The organism is Nonomuraea sp. NPDC003201 (assembly GCF_053590415.1).
In genome coordinates this window covers 1-15061 of the sequence record NZ_JBSFTC010000110.1, presented here as the reverse complement: position 1 = coordinate 15061, position 15061 = coordinate 1, and the positions used below count along the sequence as shown (strand labels likewise).

The 15061-nt window shown below is 70.0% G+C and carries 18 protein-coding genes; 7 read left to right on the top strand and 11 right to left on the bottom strand.

The window, feature by feature from the left end; translation table 11 throughout:
• Positions 1 to 387: 387 nt before the first annotated feature.
• From ACWDX9_RS31555 to ACWDX9_RS31530, 6 genes are all read right to left on the bottom strand, one after another.
• Positions 388 to 594 carry a hypothetical protein gene (locus ACWDX9_RS31555; RefSeq protein WP_449960171.1) on the bottom strand — a complete coding sequence of 69 codons (207 nt, stop codon included), beginning with the start codon at positions 592 to 594 and terminating at the stop codon, positions 388 to 390.
• A gap of 735 nt (positions 595 to 1329) precedes the next feature.
• Complete coding sequence (locus ACWDX9_RS31550; RefSeq protein ID WP_449960169.1) at positions 1330 to 1704, bottom strand: nuclear transport factor 2 family protein; 375 nt, start codon at positions 1702 to 1704, stop codon at positions 1330 to 1332.
• Positions 1705 to 1814: 110 nt separating this feature from the next.
• Positions 1815 to 2108 (bottom strand): DUF952 domain-containing protein, encoded by a 294-nt coding sequence (locus ACWDX9_RS31545; protein ID WP_364248510.1) that lies wholly within the window; start codon positions 2106 to 2108, stop codon positions 1815 to 1817.
• Entirely contained in the window at positions 2105 to 2659 is a 555-nt protein-coding gene (locus ACWDX9_RS31540) for a GNAT family N-acetyltransferase (RefSeq protein ID WP_449960167.1), read from the bottom strand. Before ACWDX9_RS31540 ends, ACWDX9_RS31545 begins: the two co-directional genes overlap by 4 nt.
• Positions 2660 to 2679: 20 nt before the next feature.
• Positions 2680 to 3303: a TetR/AcrR family transcriptional regulator gene (locus ACWDX9_RS31535; protein WP_449960165.1), complete on the bottom strand. Its 624-nt coding sequence runs from the start codon at positions 3301 to 3303 to the stop codon at positions 2680 to 2682.
• Entirely contained in the window at positions 3300 to 3623 is a 324-nt protein-coding gene (locus ACWDX9_RS31530; protein WP_449960163.1) for a DMT family transporter, read from the bottom strand. Before ACWDX9_RS31530 ends, ACWDX9_RS31535 begins: the two co-directional genes overlap by 4 nt.
• A 106-nt stretch (positions 3624 to 3729) precedes the next feature.
• On the opposite strand from ACWDX9_RS31530, the gene ACWDX9_RS31525 reads away from it, so the two are divergent.
• The gene (locus ACWDX9_RS31525; protein ID WP_449960161.1) at positions 3730 to 4707 is read left to right on the top strand and encodes a radical SAM protein; all 978 of its coding nucleotides are present in this window, start codon (positions 3730 to 3732) and stop codon (positions 4705 to 4707) included.
• 90 nt (positions 4708 to 4797) lie between these two features.
• On the top strand, positions 4798 to 5178 hold the full coding sequence (locus ACWDX9_RS31520) for a hypothetical protein (RefSeq protein WP_449960159.1): 381 nt from the start codon (positions 4798 to 4800) through the stop codon (positions 5176 to 5178).
• A gap of 10 nt (positions 5179 to 5188) precedes the next feature.
• Here ACWDX9_RS31520 and ACWDX9_RS31515 read toward each other — a convergent pair whose 3' ends face one another.
• The 3 genes from ACWDX9_RS31515 to recD2 all read right to left on the bottom strand — a co-directional run bounded on the left by ACWDX9_RS31515 (position 5189) and on the right by recD2 (position 9256).
• On the bottom strand, positions 5189 to 5707 hold the full coding sequence (locus ACWDX9_RS31515; RefSeq protein ID WP_449960157.1) for a GNAT family N-acetyltransferase: 519 nt from the start codon (positions 5705 to 5707) through the stop codon (positions 5189 to 5191).
• Between the two features lies 1 nt (position 5708).
• Positions 5709 to 6917: an Ig-like domain-containing protein gene (locus ACWDX9_RS31510; RefSeq protein ID WP_449960155.1), complete on the bottom strand. Its 1209-nt coding sequence runs from the start codon at positions 6915 to 6917 to the stop codon at positions 5709 to 5711.
• A gap of 122 nt (positions 6918 to 7039) precedes the next feature.
• Positions 7040 to 9256 (bottom strand): SF1B family DNA helicase RecD2, encoded by a 2217-nt coding sequence (recD2, locus tag ACWDX9_RS31505; RefSeq protein ID WP_449960153.1) that lies wholly within the window; start codon positions 9254 to 9256, stop codon positions 7040 to 7042.
• Between the two features lie 831 nt (positions 9257 to 10087).
• Here recD2 and ACWDX9_RS31500 point away from each other — a divergent pair.
• Together ACWDX9_RS31500 and ACWDX9_RS31495 are read left to right on the top strand one after the other, a co-directional pair.
• Complete coding sequence (locus ACWDX9_RS31500) at positions 10088 to 11530, top strand: MFS transporter (RefSeq protein ID WP_449960151.1); 1443 nt, start codon at positions 10088 to 10090, stop codon at positions 11528 to 11530.
• Positions 11531 to 11568: 38 nt separating this feature from the next.
• Positions 11569 to 11958, top strand: coding sequence for a cupin (locus tag ACWDX9_RS31495; protein WP_449960150.1), 390 nt, complete (start codon positions 11569 to 11571; stop codon positions 11956 to 11958).
• Positions 11959 to 12028: 70 nt separating this feature from the next.
• On the opposite strand, the gene ACWDX9_RS31490 is transcribed toward ACWDX9_RS31495, so the two are convergent.
• Positions 12029 to 12577: a YciI family protein gene (locus ACWDX9_RS31490; RefSeq protein WP_364248442.1), complete on the bottom strand. Its 549-nt coding sequence runs from the start codon at positions 12575 to 12577 to the stop codon at positions 12029 to 12031.
• A 118-nt stretch (positions 12578 to 12695) separates the two neighbouring features.
• Between ACWDX9_RS31490 and ACWDX9_RS31485 the strand changes: the two genes are divergently transcribed.
• A complete protein-coding gene (locus tag ACWDX9_RS31485) occupies positions 12696 to 13064 on the top strand; it encodes a hypothetical protein (RefSeq protein ID WP_449960148.1) in 369 nt (122 codons plus the stop codon).
• A 137-nt stretch (positions 13065 to 13201) separates the two neighbouring features.
• Here ACWDX9_RS31485 and ACWDX9_RS31480 read toward each other — a convergent pair whose 3' ends face one another.
• Complete coding sequence (locus ACWDX9_RS31480; RefSeq protein WP_449960146.1) at positions 13202 to 13801, bottom strand: TetR/AcrR family transcriptional regulator; 600 nt, start codon at positions 13799 to 13801, stop codon at positions 13202 to 13204.
• Between the two features lie 111 nt (positions 13802 to 13912).
• On the opposite strand from ACWDX9_RS31480, the gene ACWDX9_RS31475 reads away from it, so the two are divergent.
• Positions 13913 to 14815, top strand: coding sequence for an NmrA family NAD(P)-binding protein (locus ACWDX9_RS31475; RefSeq protein ID WP_449960144.1), 903 nt, complete (start codon positions 13913 to 13915; stop codon positions 14813 to 14815).
• Positions 14812 to 14997, top strand: coding sequence for a hypothetical protein (locus ACWDX9_RS31470; RefSeq protein ID WP_449960142.1), 186 nt, complete (start codon positions 14812 to 14814; stop codon positions 14995 to 14997). Before ACWDX9_RS31475 ends, ACWDX9_RS31470 begins: the two co-directional genes overlap by 4 nt.
• Positions 14998 to 15061 lie beyond the last annotated feature (64 nt).

The window sequence follows — 15061 nt, the reverse complement described above, 5'->3', positions numbered from 1 at the left end:
ATCGTCGACTGCTGGTGACAGTTCCGAACAAAAACCCACCCTGACCAGCCCTAATTGACCTACTTTGCCCGAAACATCCACCCGTGGTGGGGGCGCGACCGTGCGTGACACCCGAACCGAAACCCCCATCCCGGAGCTCCAACCCCGGGGGAGCGGCCCGCGCAAGGGGGCCTTCGCGGCCTCGCGTGCACCCACAGCAGTCTCGCGCGCCGCACGGCCTCGACCGCGGGCGGGGGCGCGGGCGGGCATGAGCCGGCGCGGGGATGGCCCGTCCGGGGCACTTACGTCCCTTTAAGCGCCGTTTGCTGCTTTATATCCCATACCAAACAGAATTCAGCTTCTGTTCGGTATGGGAGTAAATGTCGAGGTTGGAGGGCCGGGAGGGGGTCAGAGGCGGTTGACGAAGCGGGCGGCGGCCCGCTGGCTCATGCCGGTCTCACCGCGTACGAGGAACACGGCTTCCTGGATCTGGCCGAGCGACTTGAGCTCACGAGCTTGATCAACCATGTCCATGCTGACGCCGGGCCGGTTGCGCGGGTTCCTGGTGAGCCGGGCGGCCAGGATGATCAGCCAGATGACCAGGGCGGTGATCACGCCTGTGAGTGCGACGAGACCGGGGGTTGTGATCTCCAGGGCAGGCATGTTAGGGCGTCTGCCCGCGCTCGGACGGTTCATGCCGTTTGCTTGATAATGGACATTATGTCAAGTAACCGCTTTCGGGAGGGGTCCGTCGCTCCCCTCGGCGGGTGGGACCGGTGGGTCTGATGGGATTTTTTTCCCGGCCGCGCGGCGGGGTGCCGGGTGGTGTGGCGGGGGCCGGTTTCGGGGGTTGAACGGGGGTTTTGGAGTTCGGCGCGGTGGCGTGGCGGGCTCCCCTGGGTGCTTACGGAGAGTTTGACGTTCTGTCGAATCGCTGTCCTTGGCGCGAGATGTGGTTTTAAGCTGGAAGTCCTGCTATTCGCGCCGCGAGAGGAGCAGCACGTGGGGAGCCAGTCGGTGTTATGCCCGGTGTGTCAGGGAGTCGTTCCTGCGACGGGTAAGGAGGCGTACACGGCGCTGCGGGGTCGTCTCATTCTGACGAACGGCTATTGCGCGGGTGGGTGCGCGGAGCGGCGTGCCGAGGAGCAGGCCCTGCAGCAGACGCAGCAGCAGACGCAGCAGATGGCGCGTCCGGAGCCGGCTCCGGCGCCGGTGGCTCCTGTGCAGATGGCGCCGGCGATGCCGGTGCGGACGCCGCTGCGGGTGGTTCGCTGATCGTTTCGGTGTGTTCTTCCCCGTGCGGGGGTGCGGGGTGACCGGTCGTGCGGGCCGGGTGTGGTGTTGTCGGGGTTATGGGTGGCCGTCGGTGGTGTGCCAGTAGTCGCGGGTCTCGGTGGCGAGGCCGTCGGGGTCGAAGCGGGCGAAGACGCAGCCTGCGAGGGTGATGGGGCGGCCGTTGTCGTGGGCGTGGACCCGGAATTCGATGGCGGCCGTGTCGCCGTCGACGATGGGGTCGGCGAAGGTGACGTGGGGGTCGGTTTCGCCGGCGAATGACCATTGGATGTAGTCGGCGATGGCCTGTCTGCCCTGGTGTGGGGGGCGGAAGGGCATGCTGGTGTGGACGGCGTCGTCGCGGTAGAGGGCGATGATGGCGGCGGTGTCGTGGTGGGTCCAGCCGTGTTGCCAGGTGTCGGCGAAGCGTTGGGCGGCGGTTCGGGTGTCCATGGGCCCATTGTGCGGGCGGGGGGTTGGCTGTGAGGCCGGTTTCGCGCGGGTTGGGGCTCGGGTTGGGGTGAGTGGCCGCTCCCCCGCGGCCGCTCTGCTTCCGTGTGGTGTCACCAGGGGTGTACGGCGGTTACGGCGGTGATGGGCAGGGGCCCGTACAGGTGGGGGAAGCCGTTTTCGAGGCGGATGTCGAGGCCGGTGGGGTCGATGTCGAGGATGAGCAGGGGTTCGGTGACGTGGGCGTAGAAGGTGGTGTGGACGCCGCGTAGCTGGGCCTGGTCGCGGCTGCAGTGGATGAAGCCGATCTCGTCGAGGGTGTGGCCGAGGGTGGAGATGCGGTACTCCCCCGCTTTCTGGGCGGCTTGCCAGTCGGTTTGCAGGGCGAGGTGGTGGATGGGGGTCATGGCGTCCATTCGGAGTGGAGGATGGCGTAGATGGTTTCGCTGCTCCATTCGCCTTTGACGTATTCGTTGTCGATGAGGGTGGCTTCGCGGCGCATGTGGAGTTTTTCCAGGACGCGGGCGGAGGCGGTGTTGCGGGCGTCGAGGCGGCCGGTGATGCGGTGGAGGCCGAGGTCGTCGAAGCCGAGGCGGAGCATTTCGCGGGCGGCTTCCGGGGCGTAGCCGTGGCCGTGGTGGTCGGGGTGGAAGATGTAGCCGATTTCGCCTTGGCGGTGTTGTCTGCTGGTCCAGATGAGCAGGGCTTGGCCGATGAGTTGGCCGGTGTGGCGCAGGGTGACGGCCAGGTCGAGCGCGTCGCCTTCGTCGTGGAGGGCGGTGCGGGTGGTCCTCTTGTCGAGGAAGGTTTGGGTGGCGTCGCGGTCGCGGGGTTCCCAGTAGAGGTAGCGGGCGACGTCGGGGCGGGATTCGTAGGCGTGGACGGCGTCGAGGTCGTCGGGGGTGAAGGGGCGCAGGTGGAGGCGCTCGGTGGTGATCGGGTAGTGGGGTTTGAGCACGGAGGAAGTGTAGGGAGGGGTCAGGAAGGCGGCAACGCGTTTTCGGCGGTTTTGACGGCGAGGGTGAGGAGGGTGCGGGCTTCGTCGAGGGGGCGTTGTTCGACGACTTGCTCGAGCCAGAGGGCGCTGAGGGTGGTGTAGAGGAGGCGGACGCGGGTGTCGGTCTCGGGCAGGTGGAGGGTGTCGGCGATGAGGCGGATGCAGCCGTCGGCCCAGCGGCGGGCGATCTGCTGGAGGACGGGGTCGCGGCCGGCGTGGACGTAGAGCTCCCAGAGGCCGAGTTGGCGGGTGCGGTCGGCGGCGGCGATCTGGTCGGTGAGGGCGGTGAGGCCGTGGTCGGTGATCCAGGTGCGGGTGGTGGTGAGTTCGGTTTCGACGAGTTGGGCGAAGGCTTCGGCGAGGAGTTGGTCGCGGGAGGCGAAGTAGTAGGTGGTGGCGGCGAGGGGGAGGTTGGCGTGGTGGGCGACGGCTCGGTGGGTGACGGCGGCGAAGCCGCCTTGGGTGAGGAGGTGGACGGCGGAGGCCAGGAGGGTGGCGCGGCGGCGGCGTCCGCGTGCTTGGGTGGGCGGGTGTGGTTGGGGCCGCTCCCCTGCTTGGGTGGGGTCCTGGTGTGGATTCAGGTGCGGATTCAGGTGTGGTTTCAATGGCCACCTGCGAGGTTGAGGACTACGACGCCGCCGATGATGAGGAGGATACCGCCGATCTTGGTTGGGGTGAGGGTCTCTCCCATGAAGGCGGCGCCGATGAGGGCGATGGCGGCGGTGCCGGCGCCGGACCAGATGGCGTAGGCGGTGCCCATGTCGAGGTGGAGTTTGAGTGCTTGGGACAGGAGGGTGAAGGAGGTGATGTAGCCGGCGGCGACGGCGATGGTCCAGCCGGGGTGGGTGAGGCCGTTGCTGAGTTTGAGTGCGGTGGTGGCCAGGACTTCTGTGGTGATGGCGAGGGCGAGCAGGAGCCAGGGCATGGGGGTCCCCCAGACGCAAAGTGGTACGTTCGTGCCAGTTTAGCCGGGGTGCCGGATCCGGTCCGGGGGCGGTGTGGTTGCCGGAACAGCTTGAAAAGGCTGTCGAATGCGTGTTCCATTGGTCGGTGTGGGTTGGGACGCGCTTGCGCTTGTCGACGAGGCCGCTGATGAGCGTCCGCTGATCGAGCGGCGTGCGGTGGTGCGTGACGGTTTCTACGAGTTGCAGGCCCGCACGATGATCGAGCGGGTGCCGCAGACCGCGGGCATCGCCCAGCAGTGGGCCCTGTCCCCCTACCGTGGGTGCGCGCATGCCTGCCGCGGTTGTGGTGCCCGGGCGGGTCATGGGCGGCTGGGGCTGGATGCGGGGCGTGATTTCGACACGCGGATCGTGGTGAAGCCGAACGCGGTGGCCAGGTTGCGGGCGGAGTTGGTGCGCTGGGACGGTCAGGAGCTGGCGGTGGGGGTCAGCGGTGACTGTTATCAGGCGGCCGAGGAGACGTATCGGCTGATGCCGGGGGTGATCGGGGCGCTGTCGCAGGCGGCGGTGCCGTTCACCGTTTACACCAAGAGCGCGCTGGTGTTGCGTGATGCGGGGTTGCTGGCGCGGGCCGGGGCGCGGGTGGCGGTGTCGATCGCGTTCGTGGACGAGCGGATCCGGCGGGCGGTGGAGCCGGGGGCGCCGACCGCGCAGGCGCGGCTGGAGCTGGTGTCGGCGCTGGTGGAGGCCGGGGTGGAGTGCCGGGTGCTGATGGCGCCGGTGCTGCCGTTGCTCAGTGACGCGGCCGATCAGCTGGGTGCCACGGTTCGGCGGATCGCGGCGGCGGGCGCGCGGGCGGTGGAGCCGGTGGTGTTGCGGCTGCCGCCGGGGACGCGGTCGTGGTATGGGGAGTGGCTGGCGGGGGCGCATCCGCAGCTGGTGGAGCGTTATGAGGAGCTGTACGACCGGGCGGGGATGCCTTCGCCGGATTATGAGCGGCGGATCACGGGGCAGATCGCGCAGTTGTGCCAGATGTACGGGATGGGGTGCGGGGCGCCGGAGGCGGGGCCGCGGCGGCCGCGGGCGGCGCAGCTGTCCCTGGTGTGAGGCGCTGGTGTGAGGCGCTGGTGTGAGGCGCTGGTGTGAGGCGCTGGTGTGAGGCGCTGGCGGGGCGGGTGGCGCCGGTAGGGTGCCGCTATGGACGAGCAGGTTGAGCGGTTGCTGGCGGCGTGCGCTCCTGCGGTGCGGGAGCTGGCGGTGGCGGCGGGGGCGCTGATCGAGGAGGTCGTGCCGGACGCGATGGTGGAGGTGGATGCGTCGGCGCGGCTGATCGCGTACACGTTCCGGCCGGGCACCTACCGGGGTGTGGTCGCGGCGGTCGCGTTGCACGGGGCGTACGTCAACATCATGTTCGGCCGGGGTGTGGAGCTGCTGGAGCATGACGATGACGGGCTGCTGGAGGGGACGGGTAAGACGGCGCGGCACGTCAAGGTGCGGCGGGTGGAGGATGTGGCGCGTGCGGGGGTGCGGCGGCTGATCGCGGCGTCGGCGGCGCTGACGCCGCGATCAGGGGGTTAGATGCGGCCGGTCAGATGCGGCGCTGCAGGAGCATGCCGGGCCACTCCCCCACGGTGAAGGGGGCGATGCGGGTGAAGCCGCAGCTTTCGTAGTAGGCGACCAGGCGGCCGTCGTCGCCGGCGTAGCAGTCGACGCGCAGCAGGCCGACGCCGCGTTCGGCGGCTTCGGTGGCGGCCCGGTCGAGCAGGGCGCGGCCGATGCCGTGGCCGTGGTAGCGGCGGTCGGTGACCAGGGCCTGGACGTAGAGCTCGGGTTCGGTGGCGGGGCTGACGTAGTCGTGGGCGCCGCCGACGACGAGGCAGCCGGCGGGGTGGTCGTCGAGTTCGGCGATGCGCATGCCGCCGAGTTCGAGCCAGCCGGTGACCTGGCGGGTTCGGCGTGGGTTGCCGGTGAAGGGGCTGCTGCCCCATTGGCCGGTGCGTCCTTGGGCGGTGAGCCAGTCGACGGCGCTGTCGAACATGCTCAAGACGACGGGGACGTCGCCGTCGCGGCCGTCGCGGATGCGCGGGAGGGTGCTGGGGTGGGTCATGTCAGGCCTTGGTGCTCTTCAGGGCGCTGCCCTTCTTCCATTCCTTGAACGGCAGTTGCCAAAAGCCCCAGCCGTTGTTCCATTCGAGTTCGCGGGTGGTGCCGGTGATGTCGACGACGTCGCCGCGCTGGAAGTTGTCGTAGAACCATCTGGCCTGGTCGGGGCGGGCGTTGAGGCAGCCGTGGCTGACGTTGCGGACGCCTTGTGCCCAGACGTTGTCCTTGGCGTGGACGTATTCGCCGGAGTTGGAGATGCGGACGGCGTGGTCGATCATGACGTCGTAGTAGCCGGGGTCGCCCTTTTTGCGGCCTGGGGAGATCATGCGGACGGGGTTGCCGCGTTCCATGGTGAGGTGGACGCCGGAGGTGGTGGTGTATTCGCGGGTGGTGGCCATTCCGGCGCTGATGCGCATGGTTTGTACGCGTTTGCCGTCTTTGTAGACGTACATCATGTGCTTTTTGGTGTCGACCTTGCTGATCTGCCGGGCGCCGATCTTGAGGGTGGCGGAGTAGTCCTTGACCCCGTACAGGCCGTCGCCGCCCTTGATGCCGGTGATGCGGGCATTGAGGGTGACCTTCTGGTGGGCGGGCCAGTATTTGGCGGTGCGGTAGATGGCGACGGTGTCGTTGATCCAGCGCCAGGCGCCGGTGACGGGCTTTTCGGCCTCGACTTCCAGGGCGCGTTCGATGGTGGCCTTGCTGGTGACGGGCTGGTTGAAGGTGACGATGATGGGGGCGCCGACGCCGATGGTCTCGCCCTTGGTGTGGGGGGTCACGTCGGCGATCTGCAGGGCGCGTTCGGGTTTGGCGGTGGTGAACGTGCTGGTGGCCGTGGTGGCGCCGGCGGTGGCGTTGACGGTGTAGTCGGTGGAGGGCTTGAGCGCGGTCTTGGAGACCCACTTGGTCTTGTCGGCGTTGTACTTGCCCTCGACCTGTTCGCCCGAGGCCTCGACGGTGACGTTGTCGAGGACGCCGCCGTCGGAGGTGACGACGACCTTCTTCTCGGGGCTGACCTTGCCGCTGCCCTGGGCGGGGCTGATCTTGACGGTGGGGGCCTGGGGGGTGGCGGTCGTGGTGGCTTCGGGCGCGCCCGCTCCCCCGCTGCCGCCATCGGGGGTGGTGCCCGATGAGCACGAGGCCGTCAGTGTGGCTGCGGCGAGCAGCGCGACTGCGGTGGCGGGCTTCCTCCAAGCGGGCGTAACGTTCAACACTGTCCTTTCCCCCACGGCACCAAACGCACCTCAAAAACCTTAATGCTGATGCATGTAAGACGAGGAATCATTTGGGAGAGTTCGGTCACATTTCAATCACTTGTGACTGGGAAAGGGACCCGTCAAAGGCGGTGGGTCAGGCCGGTGTGCCGCCGTCCGGCGCCCTTGGTGCGGACGGCCTGGGCCAGGGCGCGGCGGGAGCCGACGATGACGACGAGCTTCTTGGCCCTGGTGATGGCGGTGTAGAGGAGGTTGCGCTGCAGCATCATCCAGGCGCTGGTGGCCAGCGGGACGACGACGGCCGGGTATTCGCTGCCCTGGGAGCGGTGGATGGAGACGGCGTAGGCGTGGGCGAGTTCGTCGAGTTCGTCGAAGGCGTAGTCGACGGCCTCGTCCTCGTCGGTGACGACGGTGAGCTTGTGCTCGTCGGGCCGGATGTCGGTGACGATGCCGACGGTGCCGTTGAACACCCCGGCGGCGCCTTTGTCGTAGTTGTTGCGTAGCTGGGTGATTTTGTCGCCGACGCGGAAGACGCGGCCGCCGTAGCGGCGTTCGGGCATGCCTTCGCGGGCGGGGGTGAGGGCTTCCTGCAGGGCGGTGTTGAGGGCGCCGGCGCCGGCGGCGCCGCGGTGCATGGGGGCCAGGACCTGGATGTCGCGGCGGGGGTCGAGGCCGAAGCGGCGCGGGATGCGGCGGGCGACGACGTCGACGGTCAGGGCGGCGATGTCCTCGGCCTCCTCGCAGGGGAACAGGAAGAAGTCGTTCATGCCCTGGAGGATGGGGTGGTTGCCGGTGTTGACGCGGTGGGCGTTGACGACGACGCCGGACTCCTGGGCCTGGCGGAAGATCTGCGTCAGGCGTACGCGGGGGATGTCGTCGGCGGCGAGCAGGTCTTTGAGGACCTCGCCGGCCCCGACCGAGGGCAGCTGGTCGACGTCGCCGACGAACAGCAGGTGGGCGCCCGGCGCGACGGCCTTGACGAGTTTGTTGGCCAGCAGCAGGTCGAGCATGGAGGCTTCGTCGACGACGACGAGGTCGGCGTCCAGGGGGTTGTCGCGGTCGAAGGTGGCCTCGCCGCCGGGGCGCAGCTGCAGCAGCCGGTGGACGGTGGTGGCCTCGTGGCCGGTCAGCTCGGCCAGGCGTTTGGCGGCGCGGCCGGTGGGGGCGGCCAGGATGACCTTGGCGCGTTTGGCGCGGGCCAGCAGGACGATGGAGCGTACGGTGAAGCTCTTGCCGCATCCGGGCCCGCCGGTCAGGACGGCGACCTTCTCCGTCAGGGCCAGGCGGACGGCCTGGCGCTGCTCGGAGGCCAGGTCGGCGCCGGTCTGGCCGTGCAGCCAGGTCTCGGCGCGTTCCCAGTCGACGTCGGCGAAGGCTTTGAGCCGGTCGTGGCCGGAGCGCAGGAGGGAGAGCAGGCCGGAGGCCAGGGAGTTCTCGGCGCGGTGGAAGGGCGGCAGGTAGACGGCCGGTACGACGTTGTCGCCGGCCGGGATGGGTTCGCGTACGGCGCCTTCGGCTTCGATGAGGTCTTCGAGGCAGGTGGTGACGAGGTCGGCGGGCACTTCGAGGATCTTGACGGCGTCGGCGGCGAGGTTGGGGGCGGGCAGGTAGCAGTGGCCGTCGTCGGCGGCCTGGGACAGGGTGTAGCGCAGGCCGGCTTTGACGCGTTCGGGGCTGTCGTGGGGGATGCCGACGGCCTGGGCGATGGTGTCGGCGGTCTTGAAGCCGATCCCCCACACGTCGTCGGCCAGCTGGTACGGGCGGGTCTTGACGACGGAGATGGATGATTCGCCGTACTGCTTGAAGATGCGCACCGCGATCGAGGTGGACACGCCGACGCCCTGCAGGAAGATCATCACCTCTTTGATGATCTTCTGTTCCTCCCAGGCGGCGGCGATCATCTTGGTCCGCTTGGGTCCCAGGCCCGGGACTTCGACCAGGCGCTGCGGCTGCTGTTCGATGACCTCGAGGGTGTCGGTGCCGAAGTGGTCGACGATGCGCTCGGCCATCTTGGGGCCGATGCCCTTGATCAGGCCGGAGCCGAGGTAGCGGCGGATGCCCTGGACGGTGGCGGGCAGGACGGTGGTGTAGGAGCGCACCTCGAACTGGCGGCCGTAGCGGGGGTGGGAGCTCCAGCGGCCGAGCAGCCGCAGGGACTCGCCGACCTGGGCGCCGAGCAGCGGACCGACGACGGTGAGCAGTTCGGAGCCGGAGCGTTCGGTGGCGACGCGGGCGATGGTGTAGCCGGTTTCCTCGTTGGCGTAGGTGATGCGTTCGAGGACCGCATCGAGGGATGAAACGAATGAACCATCCGCTGAACCATCCGCGCCCGGCTTCACGCAAACCCCTCTCTCGCCTGCTTTGTCGCAAGAGTAGAGCAGCCAGGGTGAGGCATCTCACGGACAGCCCTGTCGCACGCTCGTGCGACAGGGGATCTATGACGACCCGCGCCGAAGCACTTGCTGCCGCCGGGCGAGTCCTCGCCGAGGCGCGGGCTCGTTGAGGCGCGGGCTCGCCGAGGCGCGGGCTCGTTGAGGCGCGGGCTCGCCGAGGCGCGGGCTCGCCGAGACGCCCTGTCCCCCGAAGAGGCCGCCCGTGCCGCGTACGTTCCGGGTGGCCGCTCTGTCGAGGAGTTGGCGGCCATCATCCGAGAGCAGCGCCGCAGAGCTCGCGCGCGCCGGCAAGCCGGCCTGAACTGATTTCGATTGTTATCTTGGGTTAGGGCCGCGCACCCCGTTCCACCACCAACAGACGATCGAGGCGCAGAAGGCGGCGCCTCCCGTGATCGAACACAGTCGTGGTCCTCCCCTCCCCCGCCCACCGCCGAACCGAACCCACCGACACCTCACACCGGCCCGCGGCCGGCGGCGGGGTGGGGGTGGGGCAAACGGAAGCGTCCAGCGCGCCCGGCGGTGCTGTGGCGGCGACTACTCCCGGCGGCGTAGTCCGGTCGGTCGCCGGTCCCGGGGCGGTAGCGGCAGATGACTTCGCTTGCAGGACGCCCCCGAGCAGCAGTTGAACGACGATTGCGGTCATGACAACCCCAGCCCGTACATCCACCGGGCTCCCCGCCCGCATCGCCGCCGCACAGCCGGGTCCGAACCGCGACGACCCCCTCCGGCTCAAAGGACTGAGTCGCGTTGACCAGTAGACCATCAGCAGGCCGAAGCGTGCTCGCCGAGCCGGATGCCCGGCGGGGGCTCACCCTCGCCGCGGTGGCCGTCGTGCAGTTCATGGTGTCGCTGGATCTGTCGGTCGTGAACGTCGGGCTTCCGCAGATCGCCGCCGGCCTCGGATTCAGCGCGGTGGGCCTGACCTGGGTGATCCACGCCTACGCGCTCACCTTCGGCGGGCTGCTCCTGCTCGGAGGCAAGGCCGCCGACCGCTACGGCCGCAAGCCGGTCCTGCTCATCGGGCTCGCCCTGTTCGGCCTGGCCTCGCTCGCCGGCGGCTTCGCCCAGGAACCCGGTCAGCTGGTCGCCGCCCGGGCCGCGCAGGGCATAGGGGCCGCCGCCCTGGCGCCGGCCGCGCTGGCGCTGCTGACCACGACGTTCCCCGCGGGCAAGGAACGCGTGCGCGCCTTCGGGATCTGGAGCGCGACGAACGCCGCCGGGGGCGCGCTCGGCGTCCTGATCGGCGGCCTGCTGACCGAGTACGCCGGCTGGCGCTGGGTGATGTTCGTGAGCGTGCCCATGGCCACCTGCGCGCTGGCGCTGACCTGGCGGGCCGTGACCGCGGGGCCGCCTGCGGTGCGCGCCGCCCGTCCGGATGTGCTCGGCGCGGTCCTGGCCACGGCGGGCATGATGCTGCTGGTGTTCGGCATCGTCCGTACCGACCGGTACGCGTGGACGTCGCCGGTCACCGTGGCGACGTTGGCGGTCGCCGCCGTGCTGCTGGCCGCGTTCATCCTCGTCGAGCGGACCACGGCCCGCGAACCGCTGATCCGGCTCGGCCTGTTCGCCAACCGCTCGGTCGCCGGCGCGAACGCCTACAACCTCCTGGTCGGGGCGGCCATGGCCGCGGCCTTCTACTTCGCGTCCCTGTACCTGCAACGCGTGCTCGGGACGGGGCCGGCCCTGACCGGGGTCGAGTTCCTGCCGTTCGCGCTCGGCGTGGTCGCCGGGTCCGTACTGGCGGTCAAACTCGGTTACCGGCTCGCGCCGCGTACGCTTCTGGTCGTCGGCGGGCTGCTGACGGCGGCGGGGTTCGCCTGGTTCGGCATGATCAGCCCGGACGGCGCCTTCGTCACTGACGTCCTGGGGCCCTCGATCGTCGCCAGCGTCGGCTTCGGGCTCTGCCTCGGACCGGTCGTGTCCACCGCGACCGTCGGCGTCGCGGCCCGCGAGAGCGGCACCGCCTCCGGCCTGCTCAACAGCTCACGCCAGATCGGCGCCTCACTCGGGCTGGCCGTTCTCGGCACTGTCGCGCACAACCGCACCGGCCGGGCCGTCACGCCCGAGACCCTCAGCGAGGGTTACGCGCTCGGCCTGAGCCTCGGCGCCGTCCTCCTGCTCGGCGCCGTCCTCATCGCGCTCACGGTCCTGCGCCGGACCGGCCCGCCCGCACGGGCCGAGCAGCCCGATGACCGCGTTTCACTCTCCGCCCGGGATTGACCGGCGATCCACCCACCGCAGAACAGGGGCGTCTCGGCATGTCTGTGAACCCGATCGATCTCTTCTCGTCCTCCGTACACCTGCGCCAAGGCGGCAAGATCCACACCGGGAAGGCGACGATGGACGCCGACCAGGACGGCTGGCAGCTGACGGCCTTCCACGCCAAGACCGGCGCCGACGTTCACGCCGACCACTGGGAGGTGCATCCCGAGGCCGAGGAGGTGGTGTCATGCCTCGTCGGGAAGATCCGCCTCTACCTGCGGCCGGAGCGGCCGGGGCAGCAGGAGGAGGAGATCAGGCTGACAGCCGGGACCGCCGCCATCGTGCCGCGCGGGCGATGGCACCGCATCGAGCTGGACATCCCCAGCAATATCATGGCCGTCACCCTGCCGCGGGGCAGCCGGCTGGAGAAGCGCACCGAGGCCTAGGCCCGCATCATCGCCGGGGTGGCGAAGTCATCGAAGGTGGCGCCGGTGAAGGCGAACGATCATGTGCTCATCACCGCCGCCCGCCGAACTCCCAGTCGTGCACCTCGATGTCGGCGTAGCGGTCCTGGGTCAGGAGGGCGCGGGCCGCGTCCGGGTCCGGCGCGCGGACCAGCAGCGCCGTACCCAGCCAGGTGGCGCCGTCGTCGGACAGCAGCGGCCCGTACGCGATCAGCTCGTCCCGGTCGGCCGGCGGGACGAGGTCGGCCGCCTGCCCGGAGCCCAGGCCCAGCACCAGATACCGGTTGCCGCCCTCCCTGCCGCCGGGGAAATCCCACATGGTACGGCCCAGCACGTTCCGCCATCGCCGCAACATCACATCCCGGTACACACCGGCCTGGTAGTTGGGCTCATCGAACGCGAACGCCCGCGCGGTGGCCGGATCCGGCAGGTCGACGATGTGCACGCTGCCGGTGGCCCGCTCGCTGCCGCGGCCGAAGGTCGGGCCACGGGCGATCATCTCCGCCGCGTACCCGTCCATGTAGGACCAATGCTCTTCCACCAGCTCGACGCGCAGCGCCGCGGTGTCAGATCGGTCACGGTGATAACAGAAGAATTCCATGCCAAGAGTGCCTACCACGGACCGCGCCGGTGGCTCCATTGACGAACCATAGCGGAAGTTGATCATGCCAGTCGCGAGGGCTCCGTGAGCCTTTGAGGCCATGTGCTTGACTGGGCCGATGAAGAAGATCGTCTACAACGCGGCCAGGGCGGCGCTGGTCGGTCTAGGGGTGGGTCTTGTCGCGTCCGCTGTCTTCATCGGCGCGTTCGTGGGCGACGAGGACAATCCTGGAAACCCCGCCCTCACCTTGAGCGTGCTGGTCGCCTTCCCGCTGGGCGCCGGTCTGTCCTGGCTGACCCGGCTGCCGCTCTGGTGGTTCGTGGCGATGGCCGGTCCGATTGCCGCTGTGGCCTGGTGCGTGGTGCTGGTGCCCGTGGCTCCGTTCTTCGGTCTCGGCGAGCTCGGGCAGATCGCCGGGATCCTCACGCTCAGTGGCACGCTTGGTTACGGCGCGGTGGCCTTGGTGGGCAGCACGATGGCTCGCTGAACCCTCCACTCACCGATAAGACGGGGAGCGCGGGCCGGTTCCCGGTCTCGCCGGGGCCGGCGTGGCCGGGGCTCTGCGCGAGGTCTGTGGGTCAGGAGGCGTAGGTGGCGGCCTCCGCGATGACGGCCGGTTCGGCGTCACCTCTCCCGCGTGGGGCCCACGCCGGTGAGGGCGAGGTCGAGGAGCCGGTGGGCCTGGGCCGCGCCGTCGGGTTCGTGTTCGACGGCCAGGCAGATGGCGTTGACGAGGGTGAGCAGGTCGACGATGGCCACGTCGGCCCGTACGGCGTTCGCGCGGCGGGCGCGGTCCAGCAGGTCATCGCCGGCGCTCACGATCATCGTGTGGCAGGTGGCGCCCAGGGCGGGGTCGCCGTCGTGGGCGCCCCGCATCAGTGAGGCCGCCAGGCCGCGGTTGGAGACGACGTGCGTGGCGACGGCGCGCAGCCAGGTCACCAGCGCGTGCCCCGCGTCCGGGTCGCCGGCCAGGTCGGCCGCGGTGGCGCACAGGGCCTCGACCTTGTCCCGGAAGACGGCCTCCAGCAGCTGCTGCCGGGCCGGGAAGTGCCGGTGCAGCGTGGCCGAGCCGACGCCGGCGCGCCGGGCGATCTCCTCCAGGGACGCCTCGGCTCCCTGCTCGGCGATGGCCTCGGCGGCCGCGGCCAGGATGCGGTCGTAGTTGCGGCGCGCGTCCGCGCGCATCGGCCGCGCGGACGACGTCGTACGGCTGTCGTGCGGCATGTGGTCTCCAGCGGGCTTGCAAAACCGGGGTGGCCCTCCATATTGTACTCATCCAGAAACGGAGGGCCACCCCGGTTAGCCGGATGGCCCCTAACCCCTGGAGACAGCATCGTGAAGACCATCGTCGTGATGGGGGCGACCGGCCTGCAGGGCCGCGCCGTGACGGCCCGGCTGCTCGCCGACGGCTGGCGCGTACGAGCGGTGACGCGCGACCCGGACGCCGCCGGGGCCCGGGCGCTGGAGCAGGCGGGCGCCCGGCTCGTACGCGCCGAGATGGACGAGCCCGCCTCCCTCACCGCCGCGGCCGAGGGCGCCTACGGCCTGTTCAGCGTGCAGCCCACCGTCGGCTCCCCCGGCACCCCGGCCGGCTTCACCGCCGATCACGAGGTCGCCTGGGGCCGCAACGTCGCCGACGCCGCGCACGCCGCCGGCGTGCGCCACCTCGTCTACGCCTCCGTCGCCGGCGCGGGCCGCCACAACACCGAAAAGCTGCCGCAGAACGTGGTGAGCAAGTGGCGGATCGAACAGCACATCACCCGGCTGGGCCTGCCCGCGACCTTCCTGCGCCCGGTCTCGTTCATGGAGAACTACACCGGCGCCTACCACCTGCACGACGGCGCCGTGACCACCGCGTTCGACCCCGCCGTACCGCAGCAGATCATGGCCGTCGACGACGTCGCCGCCTTCGCGGCCCTGGCCTTCGCCCGGCCGGAGGAGTGGATCGGCCGCGCGGTGGACCTGGCCGGGGACGAGCTGACCCCGCTGGAGATCGCCGCGGCCATGTCCGGGGCCGTCGGCCGGCCGCTGCCCTACGTACAGATCCCGATCGAGGTGATCGCCCGGGCCGGCGAGGAGTTCGCCTTCGCCTACACCTGGCTCAACGAACGCGGCTGGCGCGCCGACGTCTCCTTCGCCCGCGCGCTGCACCCGGGGCTGATGGATCTGCGCACCTGGCTGGCCCGCACCGGCGCGACCGCGATCGACGGCTTCCTGACTGCCCAGAGCGCCCGATGACCGCACCCGAACTCGGACGCGTCGGCATCTGGGCGGGCGAACTCGACCGCTACCCGGCCCCCGTCCTGCGTGAGACGGCCGCGGCCGTCGAGGACCTCGGCTACCCGGCGTTGTGGTTCCCCGAGACGACCGGCCGCGAGGCCATGGCGCACAATGGTGTATTAGGGGCATCAAAGCGCTAAATCGCCTATTAGTGACAGAGTGACACAGAACGGATCGGCCGTTCAGACGACGGCCTTGGGCGCT

Coding starts and splice junctions, on each gene's coding strand:
- ACWDX9_RS31480 (WP_449960146.1), bottom strand. CDS start 13,801: ATGCCGCACGACAGCCGTACGACGTCGTCCGCGCGGCCGATGCGCGCG.
- ACWDX9_RS31530 (WP_449960163.1), bottom strand. CDS start 3,623: ATGCCCTGGCTCCTGCTCGCCCTCGCCATCACCACAGAAGTCCTGGCC.
- ACWDX9_RS31520 (WP_449960159.1), top strand. CDS start 4,798: ATGGACGAGCAGGTTGAGCGGTTGCTGGCGGCGTGCGCTCCTGCGGTG.
- ACWDX9_RS31550 (WP_449960169.1), bottom strand. CDS start 1,704: ATGGACACCCGAACCGCCGCCCAACGCTTCGCCGACACCTGGCAACAC.
- ACWDX9_RS31515 (WP_449960157.1), bottom strand. CDS start 5,707: ATGACCCACCCCAGCACCCTCCCGCGCATCCGCGACGGCCGCGACGGC.
- ACWDX9_RS31485 (WP_449960148.1), top strand. CDS start 12,696: ATGAAGAAGATCGTCTACAACGCGGCCAGGGCGGCGCTGGTCGGTCTA.
- ACWDX9_RS31470 (WP_449960142.1), top strand. CDS start 14,812: ATGACCGCACCCGAACTCGGACGCGTCGGCATCTGGGCGGGCGAACTC.
- ACWDX9_RS31490 (WP_364248442.1), bottom strand. CDS start 12,577: ATGGAATTCTTCTGTTATCACCGTGACCGATCTGACACCGCGGCGCTG.
- ACWDX9_RS31495 (WP_449960150.1), top strand. CDS start 11,569: ATGTCTGTGAACCCGATCGATCTCTTCTCGTCCTCCGTACACCTGCGC.
- ACWDX9_RS31525 (WP_449960161.1), top strand. CDS start 3,730: ATGCGTGTTCCATTGGTCGGTGTGGGTTGGGACGCGCTTGCGCTTGTC.
- ACWDX9_RS31545 (WP_364248510.1), bottom strand. CDS start 2,108: ATGACCCCCATCCACCACCTCGCCCTGCAAACCGACTGGCAAGCCGCC.